Annotated in this window: 11 protein-coding genes; 6 read left to right on the plus strand and 5 right to left on the minus strand. The window is 68.5% G+C overall.

The features are described from left to right. The first annotated feature begins 222 nt into the window (after positions 1-222). Positions 223-873 carry an HAD hydrolase-like protein gene (locus tag Pth03_RS20855; RefSeq protein ID WP_203946016.1) on the plus strand — a complete coding sequence of 217 codons (651 nt, stop codon included), beginning with the start codon at positions 223-225 and terminating at the stop codon, positions 871-873. Positions 874-939: 66 nt separating this feature from the next. Here the strand turns inward: Pth03_RS20855 and Pth03_RS20860 are convergent, their stop codons facing one another. The 3 genes from Pth03_RS20860 to Pth03_RS20870 form a co-directional block, all read right to left on the minus strand. Then, complete coding sequence (locus Pth03_RS20860; RefSeq protein WP_203946017.1) at positions 940-1,707, minus strand: DUF5984 family protein; 768 nt, start codon at positions 1,705-1,707, stop codon at positions 940-942. A 116-nt stretch (positions 1,708-1,823) separates the two neighbouring features. Continuing rightward, a complete protein-coding gene (locus Pth03_RS20865) occupies positions 1,824-3,167 on the minus strand; it encodes a carbohydrate-binding domain-containing protein (protein ID WP_203946018.1) in 1,344 nt (447 codons plus the stop codon). A gap of 128 nt (positions 3,168-3,295) precedes the next feature. Next, complete coding sequence (locus Pth03_RS20870) at positions 3,296-3,931, minus strand: maleylpyruvate isomerase N-terminal domain-containing protein (RefSeq protein WP_203946019.1); 636 nt, start codon at positions 3,929-3,931, stop codon at positions 3,296-3,298. Between the two features lie 202 nt (positions 3,932-4,133). Here Pth03_RS20870 and Pth03_RS20875 point away from each other — a divergent pair, with 202 nt between their 5' ends. Next, entirely contained in the window at positions 4,134-6,206 is a 2,073-nt protein-coding gene (locus tag Pth03_RS20875; RefSeq protein WP_203946020.1) for a phosphocholine-specific phospholipase C, read from the plus strand. A 50-nt stretch (positions 6,207-6,256) separates the two neighbouring features. Here Pth03_RS20875 and Pth03_RS20880 read toward each other — a convergent pair whose 3' ends face one another. Then, positions 6,257-7,090 (minus strand): oxidoreductase, encoded by an 834-nt coding sequence (locus tag Pth03_RS20880; protein WP_203946021.1) that lies wholly within the window; start codon positions 7,088-7,090, stop codon positions 6,257-6,259. 113 nt (positions 7,091-7,203) lie between these two features. Between Pth03_RS20880 and Pth03_RS20885 the strand changes: the two genes are divergently transcribed. The 4 genes from Pth03_RS20885 (at position 7,204) to Pth03_RS20900 (ending at position 12,389) form a co-directional block, all read left to right on the plus strand. Next, positions 7,204-8,106, plus strand: coding sequence for a LysR family transcriptional regulator (locus Pth03_RS20885; RefSeq protein WP_203946022.1), 903 nt, complete (start codon positions 7,204-7,206; stop codon positions 8,104-8,106). Between the two features lie 219 nt (positions 8,107-8,325). Beyond that, positions 8,326-8,856 carry a hypothetical protein gene (locus Pth03_RS20890; protein ID WP_203946023.1) on the plus strand — a complete coding sequence of 177 codons (531 nt, stop codon included), beginning with the start codon at positions 8,326-8,328 and terminating at the stop codon, positions 8,854-8,856. Positions 8,857-9,144: 288 nt separating this feature from the next. Beyond that, on the plus strand, positions 9,145-10,734 hold the full coding sequence (locus Pth03_RS20895) for a flavin monoamine oxidase family protein (RefSeq protein ID WP_308442367.1): 1,590 nt from the start codon (positions 9,145-9,147) through the stop codon (positions 10,732-10,734). 176 nt (positions 10,735-10,910) lie between these two features. After that, positions 10,911-12,389, plus strand: a complete 1,479-nt coding sequence (locus Pth03_RS20900) for a M48 family metallopeptidase (RefSeq protein WP_203946024.1) — start codon at positions 10,911-10,913, stop codon at positions 12,387-12,389. Between the two features lie 185 nt (positions 12,390-12,574). Here the strand turns inward: Pth03_RS20900 and Pth03_RS20905 are convergent, their stop codons facing one another. Further along, positions 12,575-13,390 (minus strand): hypothetical protein, encoded by an 816-nt coding sequence (locus Pth03_RS20905; protein ID WP_203946025.1) that lies wholly within the window; start codon positions 13,388-13,390, stop codon positions 12,575-12,577. Positions 13,391-13,487: the final 97 nt, after the last annotated feature.

Genomic DNA, 13,487 nt, shown 5'->3' on the forward strand with positions numbered 1-13,487 from the left:
TTTCCATGAAGACAACACAGTGACAACCGATACCCACGAGTAATCAGAGAATATTTATGAGAATTGCGTACATGTAAATCAGCAAATAACCCGACATACGGGGGATCACCCCAGAGCGATGCCACCGCCCGAACAGCCCGCACCCCACCATTGGGAGGAACGGCGGAGAATGGCTCCATGTCTCCCGTGCCCCGCACGGCTTCCAGGAATGGACGAGCCCTCGTGAACGACGACCGCTACTGCCTTTTCGACCTCGACGGCACTTTGACCGACCCTGAGGCCGGCATCGTCGGCTCTATGCGCCACGCGCTGTCGGCGGTCGGGATGCCGGAAGTGGATCAGGCGGTGCTCCGCTCCCACATCGGTCCTCCGCTGCAGGACGTCTTCGTCATGCTCGGCGTGCCGCAGGAGCGCTTGGACGATGCGGTCGCCGCGTACCGGGAGCGCTTCACCGCTACCGGGATGTACGAGAACGAGGTCATTCCCGGGATTCCCGCCGTACTGGAGGCGCTCGTCGCCGACGGATGGACGTTGGCGGTCGCGACGTCCAAGCCGGCCGTCTACGCGGAGAAGATCCTCGTGCACTTCGAGCTCGACGGCTTCTTCACGTACGTGGCCGGAGCCACCCTGGACGGATCGCGGCGGCACAAGGCCAACGTGATCAGGCACGCGCTCGACACGCTCGGCGCGCCGCCGGAGGCGGCCATCATGATCGGCGACCGGCCGGAGGACGTCATCGGGGCGGCGCAATGCCAGGTACGCAGCGTCGCCGTCACGTGGGGTTTCGGCGACCCCGCCGATTTCGCCGCACCCGGAGTCATCGCCGTCGTCGGCACGCCGGCACACCTGCTCGAGGTGCTGTCGGCGGCGTGAGGTGCCGCACGGGCTGGTCGTGACGCCGATGTGGCAGCAGACCGATCAGGCCCGCCGAACTCTCCACTACCTCTGCGGAAGGATCTCCCGTGCGCCCGCGCGCACGGCCGCCCAGTCGGTCACCGGTTCCCGCCGCAGGTGCCGGTCCAGCCAGGTCGTCCGGTCGGCATGTTCGGCGCGCAGGCCGGGCACGTCCAGCTCCACGCCGTCCGGCGGTCCTGTCCGCTCCAGCGCCTTGACTCTGCGGTCCATGGCGGCCATGAGTTCGCGGTCGAGTCTCCGTACGGCGGCGAGGAACGACGCGGCCGGTACGGTGACACTGCCGGAGGGGGCGGCGGTGAAGCGGATGTCGCCGTCGTCGTCGTGCCGCCAGGTCACCGTCACCGTGTCATGCCCGCCGGCGACGGTGCGCCAGGCCCTGATGTGGGGCGGCTGCCGGATGTAGCCGAGGTCCAGGACGTGGCCGCCGTACCAGGTCGCGACCTCGACCGTCGCATCACTGTCCAGCGGGGGCCAGTCGCGCTGGTCGCTGGCCATGAACCGGAGCAGATCGGGCGGCACCGGCTGCATCACCGTGGGCACCAGCTCGTCGACGTCCTCCCACAGCCGGGCCACGTAGTAGTCCACGTACGGGTGCCTGGCCGCCGGACCCTCATCGTGATAGCGCCGCAGCGTCTCCGGAGAGTAGCGCAGCAACTCGTGGTCGCCCAGCTCGATCCAGTACCAGCCGCTGGTGAGCCCGAACCAGTGCAGCGAGCGCTGGTGCCGGCCCCAGGGCGCAACCTCCCCCAAGGGTGTCAGTGCGAAGCGAAACCGGATCACCCGCGAAAGCATGCCAGCGGTCCTTCGCGAACGCCGCGCCGGGCGCCGCAACGTACCGGACCGCATCCCCGTACGGTCACACCGCGGGCAGGCGTGGGTGACGCCCGGTCGCCTGCCCGCAGTGACGGTTACCGCACCAGGCCGATGCCGGTGAAGGTGCGGTCGTACTCGCCGAAGGTCTGGTTGTTGTACGGCCCGTAGATCCAGGTGTGCAGGGAGTCGGCCTTGGCGTCGATCTCCACCAGGCGCACCGGGTTGGTCGTGTTCGAGTGGAAGGTCTGCAGGAACGAGTAGATCTTGTTGCCGTGCACGCCGGTGTCCACGCGGTTACCGGCGATGCCGACGTGCCCGGAGAAGACGAACTTGATGTTGGCGTACTGCTTGATCAGGTTGTCGTAGAGGTACTGCGGGCTGTTCGCGCCGTACTCGGAGCTCTGCTCGATGTTGCCGGCGGCGTCGATGTAGTCGTGCGTGACGACGACGACGTTGCTGTGCGGGTTGGCGGCGACGACGTTCTTGGCCCAGGTGACGACCTCGGGCCGCGGCCACAGTTCGAGCGTCATGACCAGCCATTGCACGCCGCCGGCGGAGTAGGTCGAGTAGGAGTTGTCGACCTTGCCGGCCTCGAACTGTCCCTTGACGGCGCCGTACTGCGCGGCGGTGAAGTACCGGTTGAAGACCGTCGTGTCGCGGACGAGTTCGCGGGTGTGCGCGGGGTCGCGGGCCGAGCCGCCGACGCCGGTGGCCTGGGTGTCGTGGTTGCCGATGGCCAGCGAATAGGGGATCTTCGCGGCCTCCAGTGCCTTCATCGCGTTCTGGGCGACCACGTACTGCGAATGGTCGGGGGTGTCCCAGTTGACGACGTCCCCGGAGTGCGTCACGAAGCGCAGGTCCAGGGCGCTCCTGTTGGCGACCAGCCAGTCGGTGCGGTTCCTGAAGCGGGTGTCGCCCGCGTTCAGCACCTCCTGCTGTGTGTCGGGCATGACGGCGAAGCTGAACTTCGTGTCGACGGTCGCCGTCTCCATACGCGCGTACGCCAGGTGGACGTTGCGGTCGCACGCCGCCGACTGGAAGTCGTTGACGAGCTGGATCTTGACGGAGTGGGTGCCCGCGGGGAGCGCCGGGCCCACAGGGTAGGTGCCGTACTGGGTGGCGCTGACGATCGTGGTGTCGGCGACGGCGGTGCCGTCCACGGTCACCCTGATGGTCGGCCAGCCCTCGCAGTTGTCGCCGATCGCGCCGACCTGCACGCGACCGGAGCCCTCGATCGTCGTGGTGGCGTAACTGGAGTTGGCCCACAACGAGGCCTGGGTGCCCGACGCCGGCACCGGGGTGCCGGTCGCCGGGGTGATCGTCCCGTTCACGACGCTGAACTGCGACGCGGCGGCGCCGGCGGCGGTGACGGGCGACGCCGCCACCGCCGTTCCCGCGACCACCGCGACGACGGCGGCTCCGATACCTCTGATGCGCATCTCAGATTCCCTCCATGCACGTCATCCGCTGCTGGGGCAGATGGATGCTAAGAAAGATCAGAAACGGCACGAGAAATATCCGAAGCACATTCCCGATACGGGCGCTGTACGCCCGGGGACGCGACCGGTCAGAGCGCCGAGATCGAGGCGGGGGCCCGCTCGGCGCGGCTGAGCGCGCGCAGCACGTTCGTCGCGCCGTGCCTGCGCAGGGCGATGCGCGTCAGCACGTCGACGACGACCTCGACGGCCTCGGCGGGCAGTTCCGGCGTCGGCGCCCCCACGCTGTGGGCCAGGTCGTCGCTGTGAATCGTGATCTCCAGCAGCCGGGTCGTCACGAAGTCGTCCAGCATGACCGCCCAAGGCCAGGAGGCCCGCCGTACGGGCCGGGCCTGCACGGCCGGCAGGAGCGTGCGCAACTCCTGGACGGCGGCCTCGACCCGCCGTGCCAGCGCCTCCGGGCCGTCCGCCGCCTCCTGCTCGCCGCCGGCCCGGATGCCCGTGTTGACGTCGTCGTCGAGGTCCGACCCGATCCATGCGGCGTTCGCGTAGTAGTCCTGGAGCGTGATGATCTCCTCGGTCGGCACGGGACCGGCGAGGAACCCGGCGACGGGCACGATCTGGTTGGCCAGGTGACCGGCGAGCCCTCCGACGCTGAGCTTCGCCAGCGCGCTCGGCTCCTTCCAGGCGGCGGCCACGCCAGGTGAGGCGATCAGTTTCGCCGCCGACTCGGCCGCCGTGAGGTAGAGCTCTCTGATCCGCGTCATCGGGAAGCCTCCAAGAAATCGGTGATCTCCGTCATGGCACATTCCATCAGGCCGCGGCCCTGCCGGGCGACCCGGCGATCACTGCGGTTCAGACGGCCTTCCGAATGATGTTCCGCTCCCGTCCCGAAGTGTTGTCATCACTTCCCGACCATTGGTCCAGTCACCTGTCGATGCCCCACCTCTCATAGGAGACAGGCCTGCCATGACCGGAATTGGTCGTCGACGTTTCCTCCAGCTCGCGGGCGGCACCGCCGCCTTCTCGCTGCTCCCCCAGACCATCGCCCGCGCCGCCGCCATCGCCCCCGCCGTGAACACCGGAACCCTGCAGGACGTCGAGCACATCGTCGTCTTGATGCAGGAGAACCGCTCCTTCGACCACTACTTCGGGACCTTGCGCGGCGTACGCGGATTCGGCGACCCCCGGCCCGTCGTCCTGCCCAGCGGCAAGCCGGTCTGGTACCAGTCCAACGGCACGAAGGACGTGCTGCCGTTCCATCCGACCGCCTCCAACATGGGCATGCAGTTCCTGCAGGATCTCAACCACGACTGGAACGGCGGCCACAAGGCCTGGAACCAGGGCAAGTACGACCAGTGGATCCCCGCCAAGACGGCCACGACGATGGCCTATCTCACGCGGGCCGACATCCCGTTCCACTACGCGCTGGCCGACGCCTTCACGATCTGCGACGCCTACCACTGCTCGTTCATCGGAGCCACGGACCCCAACCGCTACTACATGTGGACCGGGTACACCGGCAACGACGGCGTCGGCGGCGGTCCTGTCCTCGGCAACGACGAGGCCGGCTACGGCTGGACGACCTATCCCGAACGGCTCGAGCAGGCGGGGGTGTCCTGGAAGATCTACCAGGACGTCGGCGACGGCCTCAACGCCGCCGGATCCTGGGGGTGGACCAGCGACCCCTACATCGGCAACTACGGCGACAACTCGCTGCTGTACTTCAACAAGTACCGCAACGCCCAGCCGGGCAACCCGCTCTACGACAAGGCCCGGACGGGCACCAACATCAAGGCGGGCGGCGGCCTGTTCGACGTCCTCAAGGCCGACGTCCTGGGCGGCAGGCTCCCCCAGGTGTCCTGGATCGCCGCGCCCGAGGCCTACACCGAGCACCCGAACTGGCCGGTGAACTACGGCGCCTGGTACATCGCCGGGGTCCTCGCCGCGCTGACCGCCAACCCGGACGTGTGGAGCAAGACCGCCCTGTTCATCACCTACGACGAGAACGACGGCTTCTTCGACCACGTCGTGCCTCCCTACGCGCCGAGCTCCGCCGCGCAGGGGCAGTCGACCGCGGACGTCAGCAAGGAGATCTACACGAAGGCGGGCAGCTACGTGGCCGGGCCGTACGGCCTGGGCCAGCGCGTTCCGATGTTCGTCGTGTCGCCGTGGAGCAAGGGCGGCTGGGCCTGCTCCCAGACCTTCGACCACACCTCGATCATCCAGTTCATCGAGAAGCGGTTCGGCGTGCACGAGCCGAACATCTCTCCCTGGCGGCGTGCCATCTGCGGCGACCTCACGAGCGCCTTCGACTTCGCGCAGACGGACACGTCCCAGACGCCGCTTCCCGACACCACCGGCTACGCTCCCCCGGACCGCAAGCGGCACTCCGACTACGTGCCCACCCCTCCGGCCAATCCCGTCCTGCCCAAGCAGGAGCCCGGGCTGCGCCACACGCGGCCCCTGCCGTACGACCTGAAGGCCGACGGCAGGACCGACGTCGCCGCCGGGACCTTCGCGGTCGACTTCGCCAGCCGGGGCGCGGCCGGCGCGACGTTCTACGTGACCTCCGCCAACGGGCTGGGCGGCCCCTGGACGTACACCGTGGAGGCGGGCAAGACCCTGACCGGCACCTGGACACCGCCCAAGAAGAACGCGGGAGCCTACGACCTGTCGGTCTACGGGCCCAACGGCTTCCTGCGCACGTTCACCGGCCGTATCCCCGCTAAGGGCACCAACCCCGCCGCTCCCGAGGTCGCGGTCGGCTACGACGGCGGGAACGTCACGCTGACGCTCACCAACCGTGGCGGCGCGTCATGCCAGGTCACCGTCACCGACGCGTACGGCAACGCCTCCCCGGCGACGTACCCGTTGCAGCCCAACGGCAGCGTGGTCCACTCCGCGGTCCTGAGCGGCAGTTACGGCTGGTACGACCTGAAGGTCACCTCCGATTCGGACGCCACCTTCGTCCGCCGCGTCGCCGGGCACGTGGAGACCGGCGGCCCCAGCATGAGCGACCCGAAGACCGTCACCGCCTGATCGTTCCCTGGTGGGTGGGCCCGGCCACCCACCAGGGGGATCGGTGCCGGTCAGAGGTCCATGGCCCGGCTGAGCTTCTCCCACCGGTCGAGGTCGGCGCCCAGTCGCTCGTGGGCGGCGCGGATGTTGTCCACCGCGTCGTCGCCGAGGGCCAGGCGCAGCGGCGGCTCGGGCTCGTCGAGCATCTGGACGATCGCCCGGGCTGCCTTGGCCGGGTCGCCCGGTTGCGTGCCGTCCATCCCGTCGACGGCGGCCCTGGTCGGCCCGGTGGACACCTCGTAGGCGTCGATCTTCGCCGAGCGGTGCATGCGGCCTCCGCCGAACTCGGTGCGGAACGCGCCAGGCTCGACGATCAGCACCCGCACGCCGAAGGGCGCGACCTCGTCGGCCAACGCCTCCGACAGTCCTTCCAGGGCGAACTTCGCGGCACAGTAGGCGCCGAACCCCGGCATGCTCAGCCGGCCTCCCATCGAGCTCATCTGCACGATCGTGCCGCCGCCCTGCCGGCGCAGGTACGGCAGAGCCGCCTTGGTCACGGCCACCGCGCCGAAGAACATGACCTCCATCAGCGCCCGCAGGTCGTCCATGGTGAGCTCCTCGACGGCGCCGACCGACCCGTTGCCGGCGTTGTTGACCACCACATCGATCCGGCCGAAGGCGGCGAGGGCGGCCGCGACCGCCTCGCCGACGCTCTCGGGATCGGTCACGTCGAGCCGCGCGGCGCGCACCCGGTCGCCGCCCGCGGCGAGCAGACCGGCGAGCTGTTCGGGACGCCTGGCCGTGGCCATGACCCGGTCACCGGCCTCCAGCGCGGCCATGGCGAGATGGTGGCCGAACCCCGCCGAGCATCCGGTGATCAGCCATACGCGTCCCTGTCCTGACATCAAAACAACCCCTCCATCAGTGATCGCGACCCGCATCGGGCCGCCACCACTGTCGTCCGGCGGGCGCAGCGGTGGCCAACACCCGCTTCCTCCTGCCGTTACAGTCAGAGCCTGTGACCCCGGAACTACGGCATCTGCGCTATTTCGTCGCGGTGGCCGAACATCTGAGCTTCACCGGCGCCGCACGGGAGCTGCGCATCGCCCAGCAGTCGCTCTCCCAGCAGATCAGCCTGCTGGAGCGGACCCTCGGCACGCGCCTGTTCGACCGGGACACCCGGGGCACGCGCCTGACCGAAACCGGCCGCATGTTTCTCCCGGAGGCGCGGGCCGTGCTCGCCCGGGCCGACGCGGCCGTGGCCACCGCGCGCCGTGCCGCGGCCGGGGAGATCGGGCGGCTCCATCTGGCCTTCCTCGTCTCCACGGCCAACTACATGCTGCCGCCGGTCGTGCGCGCCTTCCGGGAGCGCTGCCCCGGCGTCGAGCTCGCCACCGAGCACGTCGACATCGCAGGGCTCGTGTCGGGCCTGCGCGACGGGCGGTACGACGCGGCGTTCACCCGGCCTCCGCTCGTCGACGACATCGCCACCGCCGTTCTGGCCGACGAGCCGGTCTGCGCGGTCCTGCCCGAGGGGCATCCGCTGGCCGGCCGGGCCGAGGTGCATCTGCGCGATCTGGCCGGCGAGCGGTGGGTCCTCACCGAACGCGCCTCCTGGCCGCCCTGGCACCGCAAATACGACAAGGAGTTCCGGGCCGCGGGTTTCGAGCCCGACGTCGTGCAGCGCGCGAGCAGCATGCCGAACCTGCTCGCCCTGGTCGCCGCGGGCGTCGGCGTCACCCGGCTCGCCCGGTCGGCGCGCAGCCTCCGCCGGTCCGGCGTCGCCTTCGTCCCCATCGCCGGAGACCGGGCGGAGACGGTCATCGCGTGGCACCCACGGCAGGACAAGCCGGCGTTCCTGCGCCTGTTCGACGTGGTCACCGAGCTGGCCGCCACCACGAATCTGCCCGAAGACGGCTGAACACAGGAGGTATGGAACAAAGCAATATCGGCGGGGCGCCTAAAACCCTCGAAAGCAATCAGGAAGGGCAATTCTCCCCGCAGTATAGGGAACTCCCTATCGACGTCCCGACATGACTTCCGGAAAAATCATGCGTCCGGGGACGGGGCGATTCGGAGGATAAATGTCAGACACCTACGTCGATAATGTTCGTGTTGATTTGTCCGATGATCGCATGTCATGGTCGCGATCGGAGATGTGGACGAGTCGTCCGACGTCGCCTGGCAGGGCCTCGGATTCGGCAACGTGCGCAAGGGCGTGCAAGGCGTGGTCACCGACCTGATGTCCTGGCCGGCCGCGGAACTGGCGGAGCGCAACCGTCAGTTCACGGCCCCGCGCACGGAGATGGACACGCTCGTCGCAGACAGGGAGCGGGCCGACCGGAAGTGGCGGCTCCTCCGGTCGGTCGCCGGCCAGTCGGTGATTGTCGCCGCCGGCGAGATCGAGCGGAACACGGTACGCAAGGGCGTCGACTACGCCGGAAACGAGGTCGATGTGGAGCTGGACGTGGACTGGTGGAGCGACGGCAGGTTCGAGGCGCTGCACACGCGCATCGACGGCCTGCCGGAGCGGATCGGCGACCAGAAGGACCCGCCTGGCCCCGAGGAGCTGCGCTCCATCATCGGGGAGCAGGCGCCCCGGCTGAAGGAGGAACCGGCCGACACAGTGCAGTCGGCGGGCCCAACCAGCTCGCCTCCCAGATCCGGGTGAACATCGCCGGCACCCTGGTACACGTGCAGGTGCTGGAGCAGAACGGCTACGTCCTCGGCGACGGCATCCAGCGAGATTCGCGTCCCCCGTTCCCGGTGACCCGCCGGGATGCGAGCTCACCGTCGAGTCTTTCTCGCGCGGCGGCTGGTTCTGCCCCGCGCAGGAAGGGCGATCTTCATGAAATATCGCCATAACTTGCGATATTTGCGCAATCCAGCCGGAACATGACCGTCGATCAGGTGCAACAGATCGTTCGCAGACTTACCTCCAGAGATCTTGGAGGTGTCTGTGAGTTACAGCAGGCGTGGATTCCTTACCGCGGTGGGCGCGACCGGCGGAGCCGGAGCGCTCCTTGCCACGATGGGCGCGCTCGGCCTCGCGCCGACCGCCGAGGCGGCGACCCGCACCCCCTTCGTCCCCCCTCAACCGTCCGACTTCTCCCTCACCGGCAGAGCCGCCAAGAAGGTGGTCATCCTCGGCGCGGGTGTCGCCGGGCTGGCGACCGCCTACGAGCTGGGTAAGGCGGGTTACGACTGCACGATTCTCGAGGCCCTCGACCGGGTCGGCGGCCGCAACTGGACCATCCGCGGCGGCGACAGGATCACCGAGCTCGACGGCTCGACCCAGATCGCCCGCTTCTCCGACGGCATCTACATGAACGCGGGCCCCGCCAGGCTCGCGCAGTGGATGGTCACCATGGACTACTGCCGTGAACTCGGCGTTCCGCTGGAGGTCTTCACCAACTCCAACGCGCAGGCGTACATCTTCAACGCGTCGGCCGGAATGACCGCGCCGGTCCGCTGGCGTACGGCTAAAGCCGACGTCTACGGCTACATCTCCGAGCTGCTCTCCACCGCCACCGACAGCGGCGCGCTCGACGCCAAGCTGACCGCGCAGGACAAGGAGCGGCTCATCACGTTCCTGCGCAACTTCGGCTCGATCGGCACCAAGGCGAGCGGTTACGCCTACACCGGCAACGAGCACCGGGGATACAGCGTCGACCCGGGCGCGGGCGAGCAGCCGGGCACCATCCTCGGGCCCGTGCCGTCGTTGTCGGAGGTGCTCGCCAGCGGCGTCGGCCAGCGGTTCTCGTTCGAGTTCGGTTACGACCAGGCGATGCTGATGTTCCAGCCGGTCGGCGGCATGGACTCCATTCCCAAGGCGTTCGCCGAGGCCGTCGGCAAGCACAAGATCCAGCTGAGGTCGAAGGTCACGAAGATCACCGACCTGGCGAACGGCGTCGAGGTCGAATACCTGGACAAGCACGGCAAGACCCGCACGATCAAGGCGGATCTCTGCGTGGCCGCGATGCCGCCGCACATCCTGGCCAAGACACCCCACAACCTCGGGCCAGACGTGCAGGCCGCGCTCTCCACACCGACCGTGACCTCCTCCGGCAAGATCGGGCTGGAGTATCGCCGCCGCTGGTGGGAGACCGACGAGAACATCTACGGCGGCATCACCAACACCGACCTCGACCTGTCCGTGGTCTGGTATCCCTCCTACGGGTACGGCACCCGCCGCGGCCTCGTCATCGGCTACTACAACAACGGCGCCAGCCAGGACTCGTACGCGGCACTCAGCCATCCCGAGCGGGAGAAGCGCGCGGTCGAGCAGGGCATGAAGATTCACGGCGCGAAATACCGCGACGAGCTCGCGGCCTCCGCATCGGTCTCGTGGAAGTTGCAGCCGCACATCGAGGGAGCCTGGGTCAGCTGGCCGTCGCGCACCGGCGGCTACCAGCTGCTCAACAAGCCCGCCGGCCACGTGCACTTCGCCGGCGACTGGCTCAGCTACATGATCGCCTGGCAGGCCGGCGCCCTCGAGTCGGCCCGTAAGACCGTCTCCGACATCCACCAGCGCGTGCTCGCCGGCTGACGCCGAAACCTGAAGGGCGCAGCCTGTCGCGGCTGCGCCCTTTATTCATCCACATTCGCCGACAATGTGATGGAATTTTTATAGAAATAACACCATATAAGAATAAAGGTGACAGAATGCGGCAAATCCGTTAGGTTCCCGTCTTCGGAAATATCCCCCATTCCTGGAGCCACCCCATGGTCACCGCGACGCGCGCAGCGCTGGCGTTCGGCCTTCTGGCGGGTTTCTACGTTCTCGTCGCCGCCGTGCTCGCCTTCACGGTGTTCATCGACGTCGAAACCCTCAGCCACTTCTCCGCCGGCGCGTTGAAGATCGCCGCGGTCCTCACTCTGGCCTCCTTGGCGCTGCTGCGCGGCCTTTTCCTCGTCAACCGGCGCGTCAAGCACGAAGAGCCCGGCGTCGCCGTCGGCCGCGACCGCGAGCCGCTGCTCTGGCACACCGTCGAGGAACTCGCCACGCGGGTGCAGACCCGCCCGCCGGACGAGATTCGCCTGGTCTCCGAAGTGAACGCCGCGGTCAGCGAGGACACGAGCTGGCTGGGCCTGCGGGCCGGCCGCCGCCACATGTACATCGGCATGCCCCTGCTGATGACGCTCACCACCGACGAGATGCGTGCCGTACTGGGACACGAGCTCGGCCACTACAGCGGCGCGCACACCCGGCTCGGCGCACCCGTCTACCGGGGCCGCATCGCCGTGATCGCCGCGGTGCAGTCGCTCGGCAACCACGCCTTCATCCAGAAGATCTTCTACTGGTACGCCAAACTTTTCCTGCGCGTGTCGCTGGCCGTCTCGCGCAACCAGGAACTGGAGGCCGACCGGTTCGCCGTGGCCATCGCGAACCGGGACGCCGCGGCGGGCGCGCTGCGCAAGGTGGGCGGCACGGCCGAGGTGTGGCAGATGTTCCTGGACCGGTATGTCGGCATGACCGGCATGGCGGGAAGCCGGCCGGTCAATCTGTTCGGCGGCTTCCACGCCCTGGTCAACGTGCATGCGAAGGAGATCGCCGAGGCCGACGGGGCTGGCGAGCAGACCAGCCCGTACGACTCTCACCCGAGCCTGCGCCAGCGGCTCGAGGCCATCGCCCGCCTGGAGGACTCTCCGGGCATGCCCGACCCACGCCCCGCGCTGACCCTCCTCCGTGATCCGGCCGGCGCCATGAACGCCCTGGAGATGGCCTTCTGGACGGAGGAGGCGCTCAAGCTCCGCCCGCTCCCATGGGATGAGCTGGTCGCCCAGGGCATGTACGCGGCGCTCAACGAGGAGGCCGTGCACGACCTCGCCGTCGCGGGACAGCGGATCTCCGGCACGGCCGAGCCGACCCTCGACGCCGCCCTGATGGCGCTCGCCCACGGCCGCGCCGCCGCGCTCAACGACGAGCTCGTGCGGCTCGACTGGCGCCCCTCTCCCGATCTGACGGCCAAGGTCCTGGCCCGCGCCATCGAGGGCATGCTGATCAGGCAGGGCAGAGCCAGGTGGACGCTGTCGTGGACGGGCCCCGCCACGCTGCTCGACCCGGCCGGCAACGAGGTCAAGGTCGACGAGTACACGGCCCAGGCCGTGGCCAACCCCGCGGCGGTCGCTCCCCTGCGCGAATGGCTCATCCGGCTGGGCGTGCCCGTCGGCCACAACCCCGGTGCGCCCGTCCGCGCCTGAGCACGGGAAAACGGAAGGCCGAGCCGGCGACGGCCCGGCCTTCCGGGGGCACGATCCCGGCCGCGGCAATCGCATCGAGACGCACCGGAGGCGGACGAAAACGGGGAGGGCCGCCCACGACAGGATGCGCATCGACTGCGCCTCGGCGTGGACGACCCTCCCAGCGTTCCTACGGCCGTGCGTTCCTAGAAGCCGACGCCGAGCCCCAGAAGGGCGTTGGTCAGGCCCTGCAGCGGGTCATAGGCCGCCACCGGGGTCCTCGTGGTGGTGGCCGCGTCGAAGCGACCGATCGTGTTCGGGTTCCAGTTCGCGTTCGCGTTCGCGTTCGGGTTCCAGTTTGTGTTTGCGTTTGCGTTCGGGTTCCAGTTCGCGTTCGCGTTTGCGTTTGCGTTCGGGTTCCAGTTCGCGTTTGCGTTTGCGTTCGGGTTCCAGTTCGCGTTCGGGTTCGGGTTCGGGTTCCAGCTTTTATACGGATTCCAGGTCGCGTTCGGGTTCGGGTCGGTCCGCGGGGTGCTGTTGTTTTTGACCTGGGAGAGGTACGGAGTCCTCAGCGGCCCCCCCGTGTACGGCGGCGAGGTCGCCTCCGAGGTCGCGTCCGAGGTGTTCGTTGCGTCCGCGGTGGTCGTCGCGGCGGCGTCCGACGTCTGCGTCGGCACAAGTGAGACGTTGATGTCGTGCAGCAGGTGCTGGCGCTCGTGCTGGCGGAGGCTGCCGCGCTGGCGCTGACGGTCGCGGTTGCGGTTCCAGTTGCGATTGCGCTGGCGATCCCGGATGGTGAGGTCGTTGTCGTTGTCACCGTCGTCGTCATCGTCGTCGTCCGCCGCGTGCTGGCGAAGGAGCTGGCTCGAGACGCCGCTGACGAGTTCGGCGGACTGGCGGGCGCCCGTGAAGGAGGCCGAGGCGCCGGCGGAAGAAGCGGCGGCGGCCTCCAGAAGGAGGGCACCACCCGTCAGAACGGCAGTGGTCGCGACAGTCGCGATGAGGCCATGAGCCTTGGGCATTTGGTTTCTCTCCTAGAAGGATTACTGCCCGATATTCGAGTGATTTCCAAAATCGGCCAGGAGCGCCTTTTCTGAAAAGCTATGCAGATCAACGCTG

The organism is Planotetraspora thailandica, assembly GCF_016863335.1.
Lineage (GTDB): Bacteria > Actinomycetota > Actinomycetes > Streptosporangiales > Streptosporangiaceae > Planotetraspora > Planotetraspora thailandica.

Bases quoted from the DNA above. Each gene is read 5' to 3' on its own strand.
- Pth03_RS20865 (WP_203946018.1), bottom strand. From the start codon at position 3,167: ATGCGCATCAGAGGTATCGGAGCCGCCGTCGTCGCGGTGGTCGCGGGA.
- Pth03_RS20905 (WP_203946025.1), bottom strand. From the start codon at position 13,390: ATGCCCAAGGCTCATGGCCTCATCGCGACTGTCGCGACCACTGCCGTT.
- Pth03_RS20880 (WP_203946021.1), bottom strand. From the start codon at position 7,090: ATGTCAGGACAGGGACGCGTATGGCTGATCACCGGATGCTCGGCGGGG.
- Pth03_RS20860 (WP_203946017.1), bottom strand. From the start codon at position 1,707: ATGCTTTCGCGGGTGATCCGGTTTCGCTTCGCACTGACACCCTTGGGG.
- Pth03_RS20870 (WP_203946019.1), bottom strand. From the start codon at position 3,931: ATGACGCGGATCAGAGAGCTCTACCTCACGGCGGCCGAGTCGGCGGCG.
- Pth03_RS20875 (WP_203946020.1), top strand. From the start codon at position 4,134: ATGACCGGAATTGGTCGTCGACGTTTCCTCCAGCTCGCGGGCGGCACC.
- Pth03_RS20890 (WP_203946023.1), top strand. From the start codon at position 8,326: ATGGTCGCGATCGGAGATGTGGACGAGTCGTCCGACGTCGCCTGGCAG.
- Pth03_RS20900 (WP_203946024.1), top strand. From the start codon at position 10,911: ATGGTCACCGCGACGCGCGCAGCGCTGGCGTTCGGCCTTCTGGCGGGT.